Raw genomic sequence first — 16,483 nt, 5'->3', positions numbered from 1 at the left:
CCAGCGACACAGTTTCAGACTTTAGAGACGGCGCGGGAAACCTCGCCGTTTTTCTTTGCCCGACATCCACCGAGGACTAGCTGGCCAGCAGCGCCAGGGCCACGCGCGGCGCGTCGCTGACCTCGAACGCCTCGACCCGCCAGCGCGCCGCCTCGGCCAGAGCGCGCACGCGGGCCTCGTCGAACTTGCGCGAGCTTTCGGTGTGGATCGTCTCGCCCTGCGCAAACCGGAAGACCAGCTTGCCGAGCCGCACCGTCATGGGGCGCAGGGCCTCCAGGTGCATCTCCATACGCGCCTCGGCCTCGTTCCAGACCGCCCGATGGGCGAAAGCGTCCAGATCAAAGTCCGTCCCCAGATCGCGGTTGGCCCGCGCCAGCACGTTCAGGTTGAAGCGGGCGGTCACGCCTTGCGCGTCGTCATAGGCGGGGATCAGGATCGACGGCTCCTTGATCAGATCGACGCCCAGAATAAACAGAGCGTCCGGCCCCAGCATGTCGCGCGCGCCGCGCAACAGGGCCTCGGCGACCTCTGGCGTCAGATTGCCGATGGTCGAACCCGGGAAAAAACCCACGCGCCGCCCCTGCCCCGCTTCAAGCGGCAGGACGCCGAGATGTTCGAAATCGCCGACCAGCGGCAAGACCTTCAGCGCGGGATAGGCCTGCCTCAAACGCGCGGCCGCGTCTTCCAGCGCTGTGGGACTGATGTCGATGGGGACGTAGGCCGCCAGATCGGACGCGGCGTCCAGCACGATCCGGGTCTTCTCGCTCGCGCCCGAGCCCAGTTCGACCAGGACGGCGTCAGGGCCGAACCGCCCCGCCCACTGCGGCGCGACCCGCCGCAGCAGCGCTGCTTCCTGTCGGGTCGGATAATATTCCGGCAGGCGCGTGATGGCCTCAAACAGGTCCGACCCCCGCGCGTCATAGAACCATTTGGGCGGCAGGCTCTTGGGCCGCGCCGCCAGACCTGAGACGAGATCGCGACGAAAGGCCTCATGCTCGTCGTCGCCCTCGCCCCGTCGCATCGCATCGTCGGCGTCCGACGCCAGCCGCACGCCGGTGAAGGCCCAGCGTTGGTCCGGATAGAAGAAGTTGCGATAGGTCGGCCGCGCATGGCCCGGCGCCGTGGCGAAGGCGCCGCCGCGCAGCACCATCTGATTGGCCATGAACTTGCCGTTGTACTCAGCCGCCGTGCCTTCGGTCGGGCGAAAGCCGGGGTAAGGGCCATAGGCGCTGGAGGTCCATTGCCATGCCTCAGTGTCCAGATTGGAGAAGGCCTCGGGCCGACTGCGAGCCGCGTGCTCCCATTCCGCCTCGGTCGGCAGGCGTCGCCCCGACCACCGCGCGAAGGCGTCGGCCTCATAGAAGCTGACATGACGCACCGGCGCCGCCGGATCGACCGGCCGCCGCCCCGCCAACGTCATCACCGTCCAGCCGTCGTCTTCCTCACGCCTCCAGTAGAGCGGGGCCGTCCAACCCTGCGCCTGAACCGTCGCCCAGCCGTCGCTCAGCCACAGATCAGCCCGCGCGTAGCCGCCGTCGTTGATGAAGGCCAGCCACTCGCTGTTGGCGACCAGATCGGCGGCCAGATCGAACGGCTCCAGCCAGACGCGATGGGCGGGCCGCTCATTGTCGAAGGCGAAACTCTCAGCGGCGTCGCCGATCTCAACCAGCCCGCCATCGAAGGTCCGCCACCCGTCGTGCGACGACTGCAGCGGCGCGCAGCGCGGCTCCTCGCCAAAGGCGGCCGGATCCAGCGGCGAGCGCGACATCAGATGCAGCATATCCATCAGGAAAAGCTCCTGATGCTGCTGTTCGTGGTTCAGGCCCAACTCAAAGAGATATCGCTCCAGCTCGCTGAACGGCGCCGAGGTGTCGGCGAGGCGCGCCTCCATTCGCCGATCGACCTCCTCCCGATAGGCCATGACCTCAGCCCGCGAAGGGCGCGTCATCAGGCCCCGTTCGGCGCGACCGATCCGCTCGCCCAGAGCATGATAATAGGAGTTGAAAACCCGCCTCAGCCTCGGGTCGATCGGCCGATAGCCCGGCCGTTCAAGCAGCATGGCCTCAAAGAACCAGCTTACATGGCCGAGATGCCATTTGCCGGGACTGGTCTCAGCCATCGACTGAGCCTGCAGGTCTTCATCCGACAGGGATGCAGCCAGTATCGGCAACACGCTACGCGTCCGCCGATAGCGTTCAAGGTCGCAGTCGGGGGCGGTCGCCCTATGCTGCATGCTGCCCATGAAGCCGTTTCGCCCCCATGCTGATTTCTTCGGTCGCCACCTTCTCGAAATGCAGGCCACGCGCAGGCGGTTCCGTCAGTCGTGATCCGGCCCTGGCGTGGGCTGACGGCCGCGACGACGCACACAGGGAAGAAGGTCATCGACCGCCGGCGCCGCCGGGAATGCAATAGCGCTCCATGACGCCAAAATAATAATGGCCGCGACAGCGGCGCCGAAGGAACAGCGCCCTTCTGAAAGGGTTTAATTCCCAACTTCAGGAGAGTCCGTAATGATGACTCCGCAACACCCCTCGTTCCCTCAAAGCCCCCGTCCGGCCAAGCGCGGCCTCATGGACTGGCTGTTCGGCCGCCCGCCTGCCCCGCCCAGCAAATCAAGCACGAACCTTTATCTGGGCGACATCGTCGATGGAGACTTCAGTTCGCCCTCCGTCCATCACCATCATAAAAATCCGCCTGATCAGGCGCGATAGCCAGAGTCGCGACAGCCCCGCACAAATGAAAACGGCGCGGCCCCGTCGGAGCTGCGCCGTTGATCATCAGGCCTTAAGCCCGTCGTCAGCCCTTGAGCAGCGGCGCCAGCTTCTGGGCGATCATCATGTCGCCGGCGATTTTCAGCTTGCCCTGCATGAAGGCCATCATCGGATCCAGGCGACCTTCGGCCAGGGCGACGAAATCGTCCCACTTGATCGAGACTGTGGCGTCGGCCGGCTTGTCGTCGTTGCTGACGGTGTTCGGAGCCGAGGCGCCGTCGATGAAGATCTTGCCGTCATCGCCGAAGTCCAGCTTCACGGTCTTGCCCAGACCCGAGTTTTCGCCGACGGCGGCGCGGATCTTGTCGGTGGCGAGGGCCAGATCGGCCATATGCGTCTCTCCCGTTGAGAAGTTGAGCCACAGGCCTAACCCGCGCGCCGCGCGGCGCCAAGATCACCCTAGGGAAGCTCGCCCCCGAATGCATTCCAAGGTGTGGGTTCCATCACATATGGCTCAGGTTACATGAGTTTGCGTTCGCGCCCGGCGGGACGGCCTAAAAGCAAAGAGTCTGCGTAACAAGGACTCCTCAATGACCCGCCTACTCACTCCCGAGGAAGTTCGCCTCGATCAACTGTGGCGCGAGCGTTTTGGCCAGCCTCTGCCCATGATCGGCGCGCCCGAAGTCGCGCGTCGCATCCTGCGCCAGCACGGCGTCGCCGTGCGCCGCCCTACCGACGCCAAAGCCGCTCCCTCCAAGGAAGGCTAAGGCTGCGTCATCATTTGTGAAGGTGAATGGTTCTGGCGGAGACGGAGGGATTCGAACCCTCGGTACCCCTTACAGGGTACGACGATTTAGCAAACCGTTGCCTTCAGCCACTCGGCCACGTCTCCGGCAGGCCGCGTGGATAGCGAGTCGCGCGACGCTTCGCAATGCGGAACTGACACCCTTTGTGTTAACCCGGCATAAGAGTGGCATGTGAGAGGGGATTATCGCCCCATTTTGCTCGATTTCGGGAAAGAGAATTGGCCATCACCCCTGCTGACACCCTGGCATCCGCGACGGATGGCGCGCGCGCATCTCGCGCCGCGACGACCGAATCGCGCGCCGCGGCGCCGACAGGGCCGACCGGGCGGACGCGGCGCGGGCCGCTGCGCCCAGAAGTCTGGCTGAACACCCGTCAACGCGCGGCCGCGCGGCGGCGCGTCTTCTATTTCCGAGGCATGGACATCGTCGCCTCTTCCTTCCTGTGCTTCGTGGCCATCGACCGGCTGAACCCAGGAGGTTTGACGAAGGTCACCCTGCTCCAGGCCCTGCCGATCCTGATCGGCGCACTGGTTACCCTGGGCCTGATGCGCTCGCTGGGCCTGTATCGTTTTGACAGCAGCCGGGCGCCGGCGCGCCATCTGGCGGGGGTCGCTGTCGTGGCCGCCCTGGGCGGAGCCATCGCCTGCGTGCTGGGGCTGGTCCTGCCCGGCGAAACGCCCGTGGCCGAATACGGCTGGTGGGCGATTGCGTCCACGGTAGTGGTGACCGGCCTGCACACCATCTGGCGGATGCTGGTGGCTCAATGGAGAAGCCGCGGCGACCTGACTCCCAATGTCGTCGTGGTCGGCGCCACGCGTCATGCCGAATCCCTGATCCGCGAGGCGCTGGATCGGCGCGACCTGAACATTCTGGGCGTCTTCGACGACCGCCTGGCCCGTACGCCTGACGCCCTGGCTGGAGTGCCGGTTCTGGGCGGCGCCGACGCCCTGCTGGACCATCGACTGACGCCCTATATCGACCGCGTCATCCTGGCCATCGACCCCAAGGCCGAAGAGCGGGTTCGCGCCCTGACGCGCCGGCTGGAAGTCCTGCCCATCCCGCTGACGCTTCTGGTCGACCCCAAGGGCGCTGCCCAACGCAATGAAGCGCTGGAGAAGCTGGCCTCGGCCTCCCTGCCCCTGCTGGGCGGCGCAGTGGACGGCGAGCGGCGCGCGTTCAACAAGCGGATCCTCGACATCATCCTGTCGGCGCTGGCTCTGGTCGCGCTCAGTCCGGTTCTGTTCCTGATCGGCCTGGCCGTGCAGTTGGACAGCAAGGGCCCGGCCCTGTTCCGTCAGCGCCGCCACGGCTTCAACCAGGAAGAGATCGTGGTGTGGAAGTTCCGCACCATGCGTCAGGAAGCCTCTGACGCCACCGCCAGCCGCCAGGTGACCGCCGGCGACGACCGCGTGACGCGCCTTGGCAGGTTTCTGCGCGCCACCAGTCTGGATGAACTGCCGCAGTTGGTGAATGTGCTGCGCGGCGAGATGTCGCTGGTGGGGCCGCGTCCGCACGCCATCGGCATGAAGACCGGAGACGCCGAGTCGGCGCGTCTGGTCGCTGAATACGCTCACCGTCACCGCATCAAGCCGGGCATGACCGGCTGGGCCGCCATTCAAGGCTCGCGCGGGCCGCTGCATACGGCCGACGAGGTGCGCCGCCGCGTGCAGCTCGATATCGAATACATCGAGCGCCAGTCCTTCTGGCTGGATCTGTGGATCATCGCCGTGACCGTTCCCGTTCTCCTGGGCGACCGGATGGCTGTCCGCTGATGTTCTGGCGAGGGGTTTTCGGCTACCTGCCGGCCAATATCGTGCAGGGCGTGGTCGGGTTTCTGACCATCATCATCTTTACACGCCTGCTGTCGCCCGAGGACTTCGGCCGCTACGCCCTGGCCTATTCGGTGCTGACGCTGGCCCATGTGGCGACGTTCAGCTGGCTGGAAGCTTCAATGGCCCGCTTCTGGGCGGCGCAATCCGATGAAGCGCAGATGGCCGGGCATTTCGCCAGCCTGTATCGCGCCGCCTTTCTGATCACCGCCGTCTTCGTGCCCGTCGTCGGCCTGCTGGTGTGGCTGTGGCCGATGCCGGACAGTTTCCGCCTGCCCCTGGCAGTGGCGTTGGCGGGCGTGCCCGTGCGTTGCTTCCTCAAGCTGGCGCAGGAACGGTTCCGCGCGGCGGGGAATGTCGGCCCCGCCGCCGCCATCGATATCTGGAGCGCGGTCGCCGGACTAATCTTCGGCGTCGGCCTGGCCCTGCTGGGGCTGGGGGCTGAGGCCCCGCTGGCGGGTATGCTGCTGGCGCCGCTGGCCGCCCTGCCCTTCATCCTTCCCGCCGAACTGCGCGAGGCCAGGCGCGGACGGCTGGATCGCCAGCGGCTGAAAGCCTACGCCGTCTATGGCTATCCCATCGCCGTCGGTCTGGGGCTGACCGTGGTGCTGGCCTCGACCGACCGCTTCCTGCTGGCCCTGTTCATGAACGAGGCGGCGGTCGGCGCCTATCACGCCGCCTACAGCATCGCCAATCGGACGCTGGACGTCATGTTCGTCTGGCTGGGCGCCGCAGGCGCTCCCGCCCTCGTCATGGCGCTGGAACGCGGCGGGCGCGCAGACCTTCAGGCCGCCGCGCGAGAACAGGCCTCGACCCTGGTGCTGATCGGCCTGCCCGCCGCCGTGGGCGTAGCCCTGGTCGCACGGCCGCTGGCCGAGTTCATGATCGGCGAAGACCTGCGCACTGTCGCCGCCTCCGTCACGCCGTGGGTCGCGCTGGGCGCATTCCTGTCGGGCATGACGACCTATTATTTCGGACAGGCTTTCACGCTGGGCCGCCGCACCGGCTGGCTGTTGCTCGCCATGAGCATTCCGGCGGGCAGCAACATCATCCTGAATATCCTGTTGATCCCGCGCTTCGGCGTCATGGGCGCGGCCTGGGCGACGGCGATCAGCTTTGCACTGGGCCTGAGCGCCTCCATGACCATCGGCCGCCGCATCCTGCCGCTGCCCGTGCCGTGGAACGCGCTGGCGCGCTGCGGCCTGGCGGCCGCCGTCATGGCCGCGGTCGTACTGTTGCTGCCGCCGATCGGAGGTTTCGCGGAACTCATGATGGACGCCGCCGTAGGCGTAGCCGTGTACGGCGTCGTCGCCTACGCCCTGAACGCCGCGGGCGTGCGCGACCTGCTGCGTCGCCTGCGCGGCTTCCTGCAGGCGCGAAAGGCGGCGGCATGAGCGTCTCGGTTCACGACAACACGGCATGGGCGGCGGCGACGCCCGTCCTGTCGGTGCTGATGCCCTTCCTGCGCGACGATCCGTCAGTGCTGCTGCGGATGCTGGACCGCGAGGCTCATGCCGTCGCAGAGCGCGCCGAGTTGATCATTCTCGACGACGGCACAGCGGACCCGGCCCTGACCGCGCGACTGACCGCCTTGATCGACGCCCTGTCCCTGCCCGCCCGATTGATCACCCTGAACGCCAACGAGGGGCGCTCAAAAGGCCGCAACCGCCTGGCTGAGGCCGCGCGCGGCCGCTTCCTTCTGTTCCTGGACAGCGACATGCGCCCCGACCATCCGCGCTTCCTCAGCGACTGGGTCGATCTGGCCATAAAGGATGACCCGGCCGTGGCCTTCGGCGGGTTCTCCCTGCTTCAGGCGCCGACCGACGCGCGCTTCGCCGTCCATCGCCAGATGGCCGCGCGCTCCGACTGCATCTCCGCCGATCAGAGGGCGCTGCAGCCAGAAAAATACGTCTTCACCTCCAACCTTCTGGTGCGCCGAGACGTGTTCGACACCGAGAGCTTCGACGCCGGTTTCAGCGGCTGGGGCTGGGAGGATGTCGAATGGGCCATGCGCGTCTCGCGCCGGTTCACGGTTACGCACATCGACAACCCGGCCACCCACATGGGTCTGGACACGGTCGAGGCCCTCGCCGCCAAATATGAGCAGTCGGCGCCCAACTTCGCTCGCGTGGCCGCCCGGCACCCCGACTTCGTCGCCGCCTATCCCAGCTATCGCGTGGCGAAAAAGCTGAAGGCCGTGCCCGGCCTGCACCTGATCCGGCCTCTGTTCAAACAGGCGGCGCGCATCGGCCTGCTGCCCCCCGCTGTTCGCGGCCTCAGCCTGCGGCTGTATCGCGCCGCACTCTATGCAGAGGCGATATGAGCAGCCCTGACGTAGCCGTCGTCATTCCGACCCTGCGTCGCCCGGACGAACTGACCCGCGCCCTGCGCTCGATCTTCGCTCAGCAGAACGTCGACAGCCGCCTGCGCGAAATCATCGTCGCCGACAATGACCCCGAGGCCAGCGCCCGTGCGACGGTCGAGGCGTTGAAGGGCGAATCGCCGGTCCCGCTGATCTGGACCCACGCGCCCCGCCCCGGCGTGGCCACCGCGCGAAACAGGGGCCTGGCCGCTACCCAAGCGCCGCTGATCGCTTTTCTGGACGATGACGAGGCCGCCAGCCCCGGCTGGCTGGCCGCCCTGTTGCGCGGTCAGGCAGCGACCGGCGCCGACGCCGTGTTCGGTCCGATCCTGGGTCGCGTGCCGGACGGAACCGGCTGGGCGACGGCCTATCTGGAACGCTTCTTCGGCCGCGAAGGCCCTGAAGGCGATCAACTGATCGACGAGCCCTACGGCTGCGGCAACTCGCTTCTGGTGCGCGCGACCGCCTTGCCGGGAGAGTCGCCCTTCCACGTCGGATCGGATCAAATCGGCGGCGAAGACGATGTCCTGTTCGCCGCCTTGAAGGCGCGCGGCGGCCGGTTCGGCTGGGCGGCCGACGCCTGGGTGGATGAGTTCGCTCCCCCGCATCGGGCCACCCTGCGCTACGCCCTGACCCGCGCCTTCGCCTATGGCCAAGGCCCCAGCCAGACGGCCGCTGAAGCGCGCGACTGGCTGGGCGTCGGCCGCTGGATGGCCATCGGCGCGATCCAGACGCTGGTCTGGGGCGCAGCGACGCTCGCCATGACCATTATGGGCCGCGCCAGCCGCGCCCAGATGGCCGACCGCGCCGCGCGCGGTCTGGGCAAGATCATGTGGATGAAGGGCTTCGAGCCGCGCTTCTACGGCCAGAGCGAACTGGACCGCCTGAACCGCCAGCGCGCGCCTAGCTGAAGAACCGCTTCAGCAGTTTGGGCGGGCTCCAGGTCGAACGGTTCATCACCAGACCCGCGACACGGCCCCCGGCGGCGTCGATCTCCTCGCGCAGGGCGGCAGGCGCGGCCGCGCCAGTACTGTCCGCCGCCACCACCATCACCGTTGAGTCCGCCAGCGGCGCCAGCGTCAGGGCCATGTCGCTACGGTCCGCCGCCGGGGCGTCGATCACCACGGTGTCGGCATGCGCCCGCAGCCGGGTCCAATAGCGCGGATCATCGACCGCCTCGACCCGCTGCCCTGCGCGCAGCAGCTCCATATGGAAGCGGGTGACATACAGCCGCCCTCCCAGACAGGCCTTGGCCGTCAGGATGCGTCCCGGCGCAGCGGGCTTGCCGTCACGGCCGCGCAACGGCGGTGACACGGCGTAGAAGGCCGATCCGTCCGGCGACGCCCGCACAGACGACCCCAGGCGCCCGAACCGGTCCGGCTCGGCGGCGATCTGTTCCATCTGCCCCTGCTGCGATAGGTCGCCGTCGATCAGCCAAACCGAACGGCGTCCACGCACGGCGGCCATACGGGCGAACTCTCGCGCCACCGTCGAGACGCCTTCGCCCGATGTCGCGGCGGCGAACAGGATCACGCGGCCGCGATGCGCCGGGGCCGGCCCCAGCGCAGCCCACAGGCCAGCCATCTCTGTCGTCAGATCGACCATGCGAATCGGTTACGCGCGCGCCATTTGGCGCAACCTAGCACGAGCCGTCCGCCGGTCATCGCCGCGTATCAGCGTCATACGCGCTCAGGCGCTCTTGGCCGGCGCCACGGCCAGCACCGGCGCATTGAGGGTGCGGCTCAGGGTCGCGGGCATGGCGAATCCCGGCCGCAGCAGCACCCGCAGCAGGCCGACGCACAGGGCGGTGAAGCCGGCGAACAGGAAGACGGCGATCATCAGCGGCGCCTTCAGGCTCTTGCCCTTCGACGGCGGCTGGGCGCGCTCGATGACGGTGACGTTATCGGCGCCCGCCTTGACCAGTTCGTTGTCGGCGCGGCTCTGGGTCTCGCGCTGCTGGAACTCGCGGATCGAGGCGGTCAGCACCTCGCGGTTGCCCGCCAGTGTCGAGTTGCGCGACTCCAGTTCGGTCAGGCGCGACTGACGCGCGCGCAGGTCCGACAGTTGCCGATCCAGCACGGCCAACCGCGCCGCCAGCGAGTCCCGCTCGGCCTGGGCGTTGATGCGGGTCGTCTCCAGCTCGACCCAGATCGGGTTCGGTCCCGTGCGGACCTCCTTGGCGCCGACCGCCGTGCCGGTGCCGACATAGGTCTGGAGCTGGGCGATCTTGGCGTCGATCTCGCGCACCGGCTGGGCGTCAGCCTGATAGCGGGCCAGCAGGCTCTCACGCTCGGTGCGCAGTTGCAGGATCAGGTCTTGAGCCGAGACGTTCAGATCCTTGTACAGGGCCACCTCCGACGGTGTCCGCGACAACTGGCTGACGAGGGTCGACAGGCGCTGCGACGCCTGTTGCAGTTGAGCCTGAACGCCCATCCGCTCGGTGAAGATCGACTGATAGGTGCTGGCGACCGTCGCCCGAGCCGTGGCGAAATCGCCGATGTTATTGGTGCGCAGGAAGTCTTCATAAGCGCGGTCAGCGTCGCCCAGCTCATCTTCGAACGTCTGGCGCTGAGTGCGGATCGCCGCCGTCGCGCGGTCCTGGAAGACCTCGCGGCGATAGGTCAGATACTGGTCAATGACCGTGTTTAGGACCCGCGCCGACTTGGCCGGATCATCGCTCTTGTAGCTCAGGCCGATCACCGGGCTCAGCGGCGTCACCTCGACGCCCAGACCGCTGGCGACCGCGCGAACCGCCGAGGCCTCGCGGCGGGCCGGATCGGCGGGCGGGGGCGCATCGGGGCTCTGGAAGCTCTCGACGCCCAGGGCGCGCACCACGCGACGCTTGACCTCCAGACTGTTCAGAATGGCGGCTTCGGACTGAGCCACCTCGGCGGCCGAAGGAGGCATAGCCCGCTCGCCCAAACCGACGCGCGGCTGGTAGACATATTCCTGGCCCACGCCGACAAACAGGCTGGCTCCAGCCGTGTAGGTCTTCTTCATCGTCATCACGACAGCGGCGCCGATGCCGAAGAGCACCGCGAAGATGACGATCATCAACAGCAGCTCCCGGAACAGCAGGGCCACGACGTCCATGACGCCGTACCGGGGACGGGTTGCTGTGACGTGCGAACGCATACGGGCCGGATTATCCACCAGTGTCAGACCGGGACACCTTGAAGCGTTGGCGTTAACCGGCCGTTACCCATAAGGCGTCAACTTGGAGGAACTTCAGTTTCGCAATCGATCGGACCCGGCCGCTCATGGACGTTGATCGCCGCCTGCTTCTTCTGGCGCTGGGCGCCGGCCTGACCGGCTGCGCGGCTGGCGGTCGCAACGGCGGGTCAGCCGCCCTGCCCCGGCCCCAGACGGTGGCGGACCTGCCGCGCGACCTGCCCTTTGCGCCGTGGACCGATATCGAACCTGAATACCGCCTCTACGCCGGAGACGAGATCGAGGTCGCCCTGCCCACCGCGACCGAACTGACTCGCCAGCTGAAGATCGGCCCCGATGGACGGGTCTCCCTGCCGCTCGTCGGACATGTGACCGCCGCCGAGCGCAGCCTGTCGGAGCTTGAGGACGACATCTCGGCCGGTTACGCCCCTCACCTGCTGCGCCCCGAGGTCGAGGTGACGTTGCGCCAGGCCGGTCCGCTCAAGGTCTGGATCGACGGCGAGGTCCGCAATCCCGGCATGTTCGACATGCCGGGCCAGATCGACGCCTATCAGGCCCTGATCATGGCGGGCGGCGTCCTGCCGACGTCCAACGCCCGCAACTGCGCCCTGATCCGACGCGGACCGGGCGATCTGCGCATGCTGAAGGTGCTGGACCTGCGCGCGCCGCGCGGCGAGATTCTGCCCCTGCGTCGCGGCGACATCATCTTCGTTCCGCGCTCGACGCTGGGCGAACTGGCGGCCTTCTTCACCCAGTTCCGCGCCGCCCTGCCGATCGGCTTCTCCTACGCCATCAACGGCGGCTACGCCTCGACGTAATGTGGGTCAGAGCGATGCGGCGATAAGTGAAGCCGCGTCATCGTCCATATGGATCGCGAAGCCCGTCTTACAGGCCCAAGCGAACTTCGCTTCACGACCCATAAGCGACGTTCGAATGGTCTGCTCGGCGCTACGCCAACAACCTTGTCTGGCGGGAAATCAACTCCGGACGAACGCCGGCTTCCTGCGCGAGCAGATCTCGAAATATCCGCCAGATTGTCGTCGGCCGAGCGTCGGCACCTTTGGCGGCGAAAACGGCGAAGTTGGACCGCGCAATTTCGGTCGAAAGATCGCCAACGGGCTTCATTCCGAATGATGCGGCGCCAGAGCGAACGACAACCCAGCCCGCAACAATTCCCATAGCCGAAAGAACAATCATGATCGGGGAATGAGAGACTAGAAGGCCGGCAATGCCGAATATCAGCAGCGCGATCCCCGGAAAAAACTTCCACCCCAAGGTCAAGGGAACAGGCGCCGTTTCCGTCTCTTCGGCCAACGCCTTCAGCACGGCAGCCTGACGTATCCGCGTTAGGTCCCGGAGCTTTGTCGACGGGCGGATAACACCAGCGCTTCCCCTGCTCCGTAGAAACCGCCGGACATCATAGAACGCCATCGAAGTCGAGCACTTGCCTTGAATCGCCGTCGTAGCGAGCTTGCTCAGAACGGCTTCGTAAAAATCGCCTACGGTTTGCCAGGAAGAAGTTTCCTCGTCCTCGAAAGAAAGACCGAACGACCGTTCAACCGCGACTAGAACGTCGAGGTCATCGCCATCGCCAGCTAACCCGAGCGTCGTCAATGGAGCCGTAGTCGCGATCATAGACCGAACTTCGCTCAAACCGGCCCTATCAACAAGTTCCGCTATCATCCATAGATGAAGTTCAAAGGGTCTGTTTTGGGGAAACCAAAACCAGCGAGAAAACCGATTGAGAGGCAGCGCTTGCGCGCGTGGACGCGTGTAAAACTCATCCAGCCCAAAAGGGCTTAAACCGTGGTCGGGGCGAGAGGATTCGAACCTCCGACCCTCTGGTCCCAAACCAGATGCGCTACCAGGCTGCGCCACACCCCGGACCGACGGAGCGCTCTCATGGCACGTCGGCGGCGGCGCCGCAACGGCCTAAGCGGCGCCTTAGTCGGTCAAGGGCGAAAGAAAGGGTGTTTCACCGTGTCGCCCGGCTTGGCGCCGATCTCGTCCGCCCGTCCCGCACGCAGTTCCAGCACCCCGTTGGCTGCGCCGTTCGAGGGAATCGGCGCCTCTGAGTTCGGCGTCGTGTGGCTGGCGATGGAGACGATGCGGCCGCGCGGATCGATGTAGAGGATGTCCAGCGAACTGGGCGTGTTCTTCATCCAGAAGCTCTGCTCGGACGCCGCCGGAAACTGGAACAGCATTCCGCGATCGTCTTCCAGCGGCGGGCGGAACATCAGACCGCGCGCGCGTTCGGCGTCGTCGTCCGCGATTTCCACCATGAATTTGTGCTCGCCCGTCGATGTAACGATGGACAGGGCCTCAAGCGGTCGCCCCGCGCCATCCATCGGCCCGGTGGGCGCGCAGGCCGAAGCCGTCACGGCGATCCCCAGGGCCGCCCCCAGAGCCAAACGGCGAGTAAGGTTCATCATCATCGTCCCTTACGGACGAACTCAGCCGCCCGGTCTGATATCAGCCACCACGAGGCCCTTGGGACCTTCGGCGAAGCGAACGCTGACCGGATCGCCCGGCAGCAGGTCGTCTAGGCCGCAGCGTCGCAGCGTCTCAACGTGAACGAAGATATCGCCATCCTGGCCGTCACGCACCACGAATCCATAGCCCTTGGTGCGATTGAACCATTTGACCACAGCCGCTTCCAGCGGCGTGTCAGCAGAGAAAGCCTGACCAATGGACGAGGGCCGGATGCTTTCCCGGCGCATCACAGGCGCCGCCACGGCCGCATCCAGATCAATGACCGTCACAACCTGCCAGCCCTTGGTCCGCTTGGCGCATTCGCAGGTGATGGCCGCGCCCTCGCCCGCCAGTTCGTGCCCGGCCTGGCGCAGGCTGGTGACATGAAGCAGGACATCACGAGATTCAGTCAGAGCCGGATCGTCAGGAACGATGAAGCCGTATCCCTTGCCCGCGTCGAACCATTTGACCGTGCCCGCGACCTTTACGGTCTCAAGCGTATCGCTCTCTTCGAAACTCATCACCTAACACCCCCGCCCGAACACACCGGGACAGTCACCATAACACGGGTACACCAAGATTGGCAATCTCGCTGCCCATTTTACGCCACATTATTGTCAAGAACGCAAGGCGGCGCGCAACTGCGCGTTGCAATGACGCGCTGAAGGATTTTGACGATGTCGGGGGAGATAAAACTCCGCGTGGCAGTCCCTAGGGGAATCGAACCCCTCTTTTCAGGTTGAAAACCTGACGTCCTAACCGATAGACGAAGGGACCGCTGCGCGGAGGAGCGGCCTGATAGCCGTCCCTTTTCGGCGACGCAAGAGGCTGCTGCGCGCTTTTTCAAAAAAACGGCAAGTCGACCGTCCGGCGCGGATCGGCGCGTACGAAACAAGTACGCAGACGCGCGAAATCACGGCGGTGAAACAGCTTGAATTGTCAGGGGAGATAAACTCCGCGTGGCAGTCCCTAGGGGAATCGAACCCCTCTTTCCAGGTTGAAAACCTGGCGTCCTAACCGATAGACGAAGGGACCGCTGCGCGGAGGACCGTGTAGATAGCCGCCGATTCCGCCTATGGCAAGCTCGGCGAAGCGGATTTATGCGACTTTTTCAAAGACCTGCGTCGTTTCACGGCCAAGGCTGACGGTTTCAGACCATGCGCGGATCGGCGACGTCCTCGATCTCGAACTGCACGCCGCGACGGCCGTTCCAATCGTCGGCTTTCAAGCGGCCCGCCAGGTTCAACCCGCCCTGCCCCGCCAGCAGCGCCTTGCCCGTCGGCAGATCGGCGCAGCGCCAGGCGATGGCCCGCACCGAGGCGCCGTCCGGCCCGACCAGACGGCACCGAACATGGCCGCCGTTCATGGCGACTGGCTCGCGCGCTTGCACCCCTTCCAGCGCGAACAAGGGTTCAGGGTTGGCGGGGCCGTAGGGGGCCAGTTGTTCGAACGCATCGAACAGATCGCGGGTGGCGGCGCGCGGATCGATCAGGGCGTCGATCTCGACCCAGTCCTGAGCCACCGCCTCGACGCGCTCGGCCGACAGGCGGTCGTTGAGGAAGGCGCGCAGTTCGTCGATGCGGTCGGCCGCGATCGTCAGCCCCGCCGCCATGGCGTGACCGCCGCCCGCGATCAGCAGCCCCTCGTTCCACGCCGCCTGCACCGCTCGGCCCAGATTCATGCCCGGCTGTGACCGACCCGAGCCCTTGCCCAAGCCATTGATGGCGTCGACGCCGATGACGATGACCGGCTTCCTCCAGCGTTCGCGCAGGCGCCCGGCGACGATGCCGACCACGCCGGGGTGCCAGTCTTCGCCGCTGACAACTACGGCGGCGCTATCGTCGGCATGGGCGCCCGTCGCCTCGACGTGGCGGACGGCCTGTTCCGTGACTTCGGTCTCGACCTCGCGCCGTGCGAGGTTCAGGGCGTCCAGCTCCTGCGCCAGCAACCTTGCTTCGTCGGCGTCGTCTGTGGACAACAGGCGCGCGCCCAGATCCGACTTGCCGATCCGACCGCCCGCATTGATGCGCGGCCCCAGAATAAAGCCCGCGTGGTTGGTCTTGGCCGGTCCCGGCTCGCTCCCCGCCGCCGCCAGTAGGGCGCGCAGACCCGGATTGCGCCAGTGCGACATCACTCCCAGCCCCAGACTGGTCAGGGCGCGGTTGAAGCCGGTCAGGCCCGTCACGTCGCAGATGGCGCCCATCGCCGCCAGGTCCAGCCACTGGCGGATATCCGGTTCAGACTTGCCTTCAAACAGGCCGCGCCCGCGCGCCTCGCGGTTCAGAGCCGCCAGCAGGACGAAGACCACGCCCGCCGCCGCCAGATTGCCCTGGCCAGAGCCGCAGCCCGGCCGGTTCGGATTGACCACGGCGAGGCAGGCGGGCGGTTCTTCGCGCATCATATGGTGATCGATAACCACGACCTTCAGGCCGATGGCGGCCGCATGGGCCACCGCCTCATTGGCCGCCGCGCCGCAGTCGACAGTGATAACCAGGTCGGCGCCGCGTGCCTTCAGCGTGTCAAAGGCCCGCGCGCTGGGGCCGTAACCCTCGGTCAGGCGATCCGGCACATAGATCGGCAGGTCGGCGCCCAGCGCCCGGAACCAGCGGACCAGCAGCGCCGCGCTGGACGCCCCGTCTACATCGTAATCGGCGAAGACGTGGATGCTGGCGTCGCCCTGCAAGGCATCGACGATCGCGGCGGCTGCGGCGTCCATGTCCATGAAGCTGGACGGATCGGGAAACAGCGCCTTCAGCGTCGGTTTCAGGAAGTCTGCGCCCTGATCCGCCGCCACGCCGCGCGCCGACAGGGCGCGGGCCATCACCTCGTCCAGCCCCAGCGCCTGCATATGGGCGCGGGTCGTCGCCGCTTCGGCCGGACGCTGCCGCCACGCCCGCCCCGACAGAGAGCGGCTGACGCCCAAAAAGGCGGACGCGCCGTAACCGTCCGCCATCAGAAGGTCCGTCCGACGAAAAAAGCGGCGATGAAGACAGAACGGGCCATGCGGACCTTTGCAGCAGATTCGAGCGACGGCCCTGCGGCCGAAGCGTTCAGGATCGCGGGATTCGAGACTGGACGCGATCTGCGCGCCTCATGCCTCCTAAATCGCGGCTGCGTCCAAGGCGGTCGTGC

General features: G+C 66.5%; 14 protein-coding genes and 4 tRNA genes. 6 read left to right on the top strand and 12 right to left on the bottom strand.

Annotated features, from left to right (window positions below):
- Positions 1-76: 76 nt before the first annotated feature.
- Together egtB and H556_RS0109270 are read right to left on the bottom strand one after the other, a co-directional pair.
- Positions 77-2,242 (bottom strand): ergothioneine biosynthesis protein EgtB, encoded by a 2,166-nt coding sequence (egtB, locus tag H556_RS0109280; RefSeq protein ID WP_024354163.1) that lies wholly within the window; start codon positions 2,240-2,242, stop codon positions 77-79.
- Between the two features lie 554 nt (positions 2,243-2,796).
- The gene (locus H556_RS0109270) at positions 2,797-3,102 is read right to left on the bottom strand and encodes an SCP2 sterol-binding domain-containing protein (RefSeq protein WP_024354161.1); all 306 of its coding nucleotides are present in this window, start codon (positions 3,100-3,102) and stop codon (positions 2,797-2,799) included.
- 199 nt (positions 3,103-3,301) lie between these two features.
- Here H556_RS0109270 and H556_RS16475 point away from each other — a divergent pair, with 199 nt between their 5' ends.
- On the top strand, positions 3,302-3,478 hold the full coding sequence (locus tag H556_RS16475; protein WP_169469200.1) for a hypothetical protein: 177 nt from the start codon (positions 3,302-3,304) through the stop codon (positions 3,476-3,478).
- A 33-nt stretch (positions 3,479-3,511) separates the two neighbouring features.
- Here the strand turns inward: H556_RS16475 and H556_RS0109260 are convergent.
- Positions 3,512-3,603: transfer RNA gene (locus tag H556_RS0109260), tRNA-Ser, on the bottom strand.
- Positions 3,604-3,735: 132 nt separating this feature from the next.
- Here H556_RS0109260 and H556_RS0109255 point away from each other — a divergent pair.
- From H556_RS0109255 to H556_RS0109240, 4 genes are read left to right on the top strand one after another with little or no spacing between them, the layout of a single operon-like run.
- Positions 3,736-5,289, top strand: a complete 1,554-nt coding sequence (locus H556_RS0109255) for an exopolysaccharide biosynthesis polyprenyl glycosylphosphotransferase (protein WP_024354160.1) — start codon at positions 3,736-3,738, stop codon at positions 5,287-5,289.
- Positions 5,289-6,740: a lipopolysaccharide biosynthesis protein gene (locus H556_RS0109250; protein WP_024354159.1), complete on the top strand. Its 1,452-nt coding sequence runs from the start codon at positions 5,289-5,291 to the stop codon at positions 6,738-6,740. The genes H556_RS0109255 and H556_RS0109250 overlap by 1 nt, the downstream gene beginning before the upstream one ends.
- Positions 6,737-7,669 (top strand): glycosyltransferase family 2 protein, encoded by a 933-nt coding sequence (locus tag H556_RS0109245; protein ID WP_024354158.1) that lies wholly within the window; start codon positions 6,737-6,739, stop codon positions 7,667-7,669. Before H556_RS0109250 ends, H556_RS0109245 begins: the two co-directional genes overlap by 4 nt.
- Positions 7,666-8,619: a glycosyltransferase family 2 protein gene (locus tag H556_RS0109240; protein ID WP_024354157.1), complete on the top strand. Its 954-nt coding sequence runs from the start codon at positions 7,666-7,668 to the stop codon at positions 8,617-8,619. The genes H556_RS0109245 and H556_RS0109240 overlap by 4 nt, the downstream gene beginning before the upstream one ends.
- On the opposite strand, the gene H556_RS0109235 is transcribed toward H556_RS0109240, so the two are convergent.
- Both H556_RS0109235 and H556_RS0109230 read right to left on the bottom strand, forming a co-directional pair.
- A complete protein-coding gene (locus tag H556_RS0109235) occupies positions 8,612-9,313 on the bottom strand; it encodes a P-loop NTPase family protein (protein ID WP_024354156.1) in 702 nt (233 codons plus the stop codon). The genes H556_RS0109240 and H556_RS0109235 overlap by 8 nt on opposite strands.
- Before the next feature lie 84 nt (positions 9,314-9,397).
- Positions 9,398-10,843 carry a GumC family protein gene (locus tag H556_RS0109230; RefSeq protein ID WP_024354155.1) on the bottom strand — a complete coding sequence of 482 codons (1,446 nt, stop codon included), beginning with the start codon at positions 10,841-10,843 and terminating at the stop codon, positions 9,398-9,400.
- Between the two features lie 125 nt (positions 10,844-10,968).
- Here H556_RS0109230 and H556_RS0109225 point away from each other — a divergent pair, with 125 nt between their 5' ends.
- Positions 10,969-11,697 (top strand): polysaccharide biosynthesis/export family protein, encoded by a 729-nt coding sequence (locus H556_RS0109225; RefSeq protein WP_024354154.1) that lies wholly within the window; start codon positions 10,969-10,971, stop codon positions 11,695-11,697.
- A gap of 130 nt (positions 11,698-11,827) precedes the next feature.
- Here the strand turns inward: H556_RS0109225 and H556_RS0109220 are convergent, their stop codons facing one another.
- From H556_RS0109220 to recJ, 7 genes are all read right to left on the bottom strand, one after another.
- A complete protein-coding gene (locus tag H556_RS0109220) occupies positions 11,828-12,514 on the bottom strand; it encodes an acyl carrier protein (RefSeq protein WP_024354153.1) in 687 nt (228 codons plus the stop codon).
- A 172-nt stretch (positions 12,515-12,686) separates the two neighbouring features.
- Positions 12,687-12,763 (bottom strand) — tRNA-Pro (locus H556_RS0109215).
- 68 nt (positions 12,764-12,831) lie between these two features.
- A complete protein-coding gene (locus H556_RS0109210) occupies positions 12,832-13,311 on the bottom strand; it encodes a DUF192 domain-containing protein (protein WP_051130254.1) in 480 nt (159 codons plus the stop codon).
- A gap of 21 nt (positions 13,312-13,332) precedes the next feature.
- Positions 13,333-13,872, bottom strand: a complete 540-nt coding sequence (locus H556_RS0109205) for a cold-shock protein (protein ID WP_024354151.1) — start codon at positions 13,870-13,872, stop codon at positions 13,333-13,335.
- 181 nt (positions 13,873-14,053) lie between these two features.
- A tRNA-Glu gene (locus H556_RS0109200) sits at positions 14,054-14,128 on the bottom strand.
- 183 nt (positions 14,129-14,311) lie between these two features.
- Positions 14,312-14,386: transfer RNA gene (locus H556_RS0109195), tRNA-Glu, on the bottom strand.
- 115 nt (positions 14,387-14,501) lie between these two features.
- On the bottom strand, positions 14,502-16,304 hold the full coding sequence (recJ, locus tag H556_RS0109190) for a single-stranded-DNA-specific exonuclease RecJ (RefSeq protein ID WP_024354150.1): 1,803 nt from the start codon (positions 16,302-16,304) through the stop codon (positions 14,502-14,504).
- Positions 16,305-16,483 lie beyond the last annotated feature (179 nt).

Source organism: Brevundimonas naejangsanensis DSM 23858, assembly GCF_000421705.1.
Classification (GTDB): Bacteria; Pseudomonadota; Alphaproteobacteria; order Caulobacterales; family Caulobacteraceae; genus Brevundimonas; species Brevundimonas naejangsanensis.
Note: the sequence above shows the minus strand (reverse complement) of the source record. Positions and strands in the feature narration are given on the sequence as shown.

Excerpts from the sequence above, each read along its gene's own strand:
- egtB (WP_024354163.1), bottom strand. The coding sequence starts at position 2,242 with ATGGGCAGCATGCAGCATAGGGCGACCGCCCCCGACTGCGACCTTGAA.
- H556_RS0109270 (WP_024354161.1), bottom strand. The coding sequence starts at position 3,102 with ATGGCCGATCTGGCCCTCGCCACCGACAAGATCCGCGCCGCCGTCGGC.
- H556_RS16475 (WP_169469200.1), top strand. The coding sequence starts at position 3,302 with ATGACCCGCCTACTCACTCCCGAGGAAGTTCGCCTCGATCAACTGTGG.
- H556_RS0109250 (WP_024354159.1), top strand. The coding sequence starts at position 5,289 with ATGTTCTGGCGAGGGGTTTTCGGCTACCTGCCGGCCAATATCGTGCAG.
- H556_RS0109245 (WP_024354158.1), top strand. The coding sequence starts at position 6,737 with ATGAGCGTCTCGGTTCACGACAACACGGCATGGGCGGCGGCGACGCCC.
- H556_RS0109240 (WP_024354157.1), top strand. The coding sequence starts at position 7,666 with ATGAGCAGCCCTGACGTAGCCGTCGTCATTCCGACCCTGCGTCGCCCG.
- H556_RS0109235 (WP_024354156.1), bottom strand. The coding sequence starts at position 9,313 with ATGGTCGATCTGACGACAGAGATGGCTGGCCTGTGGGCTGCGCTGGGG.
- H556_RS0109230 (WP_024354155.1), bottom strand. The coding sequence starts at position 10,843 with ATGCGTTCGCACGTCACAGCAACCCGTCCCCGGTACGGCGTCATGGAC.
- H556_RS0109225 (WP_024354154.1), top strand. The coding sequence starts at position 10,969 with ATGGACGTTGATCGCCGCCTGCTTCTTCTGGCGCTGGGCGCCGGCCTG.
- H556_RS0109220 (WP_024354153.1), bottom strand. The coding sequence starts at position 12,514 with ATGATCGCGACTACGGCTCCATTGACGACGCTCGGGTTAGCTGGCGAT.
- H556_RS0109210 (WP_051130254.1), bottom strand. The coding sequence starts at position 13,311 with ATGATGAACCTTACTCGCCGTTTGGCTCTGGGGGCGGCCCTGGGGATC.
- H556_RS0109205 (WP_024354151.1), bottom strand. The coding sequence starts at position 13,872 with ATGAGTTTCGAAGAGAGCGATACGCTTGAGACCGTAAAGGTCGCGGGC.
- recJ (WP_024354150.1), bottom strand. The coding sequence starts at position 16,304 with ATGGCGGACGGTTACGGCGCGTCCGCCTTTTTGGGCGTCAGCCGCTCT.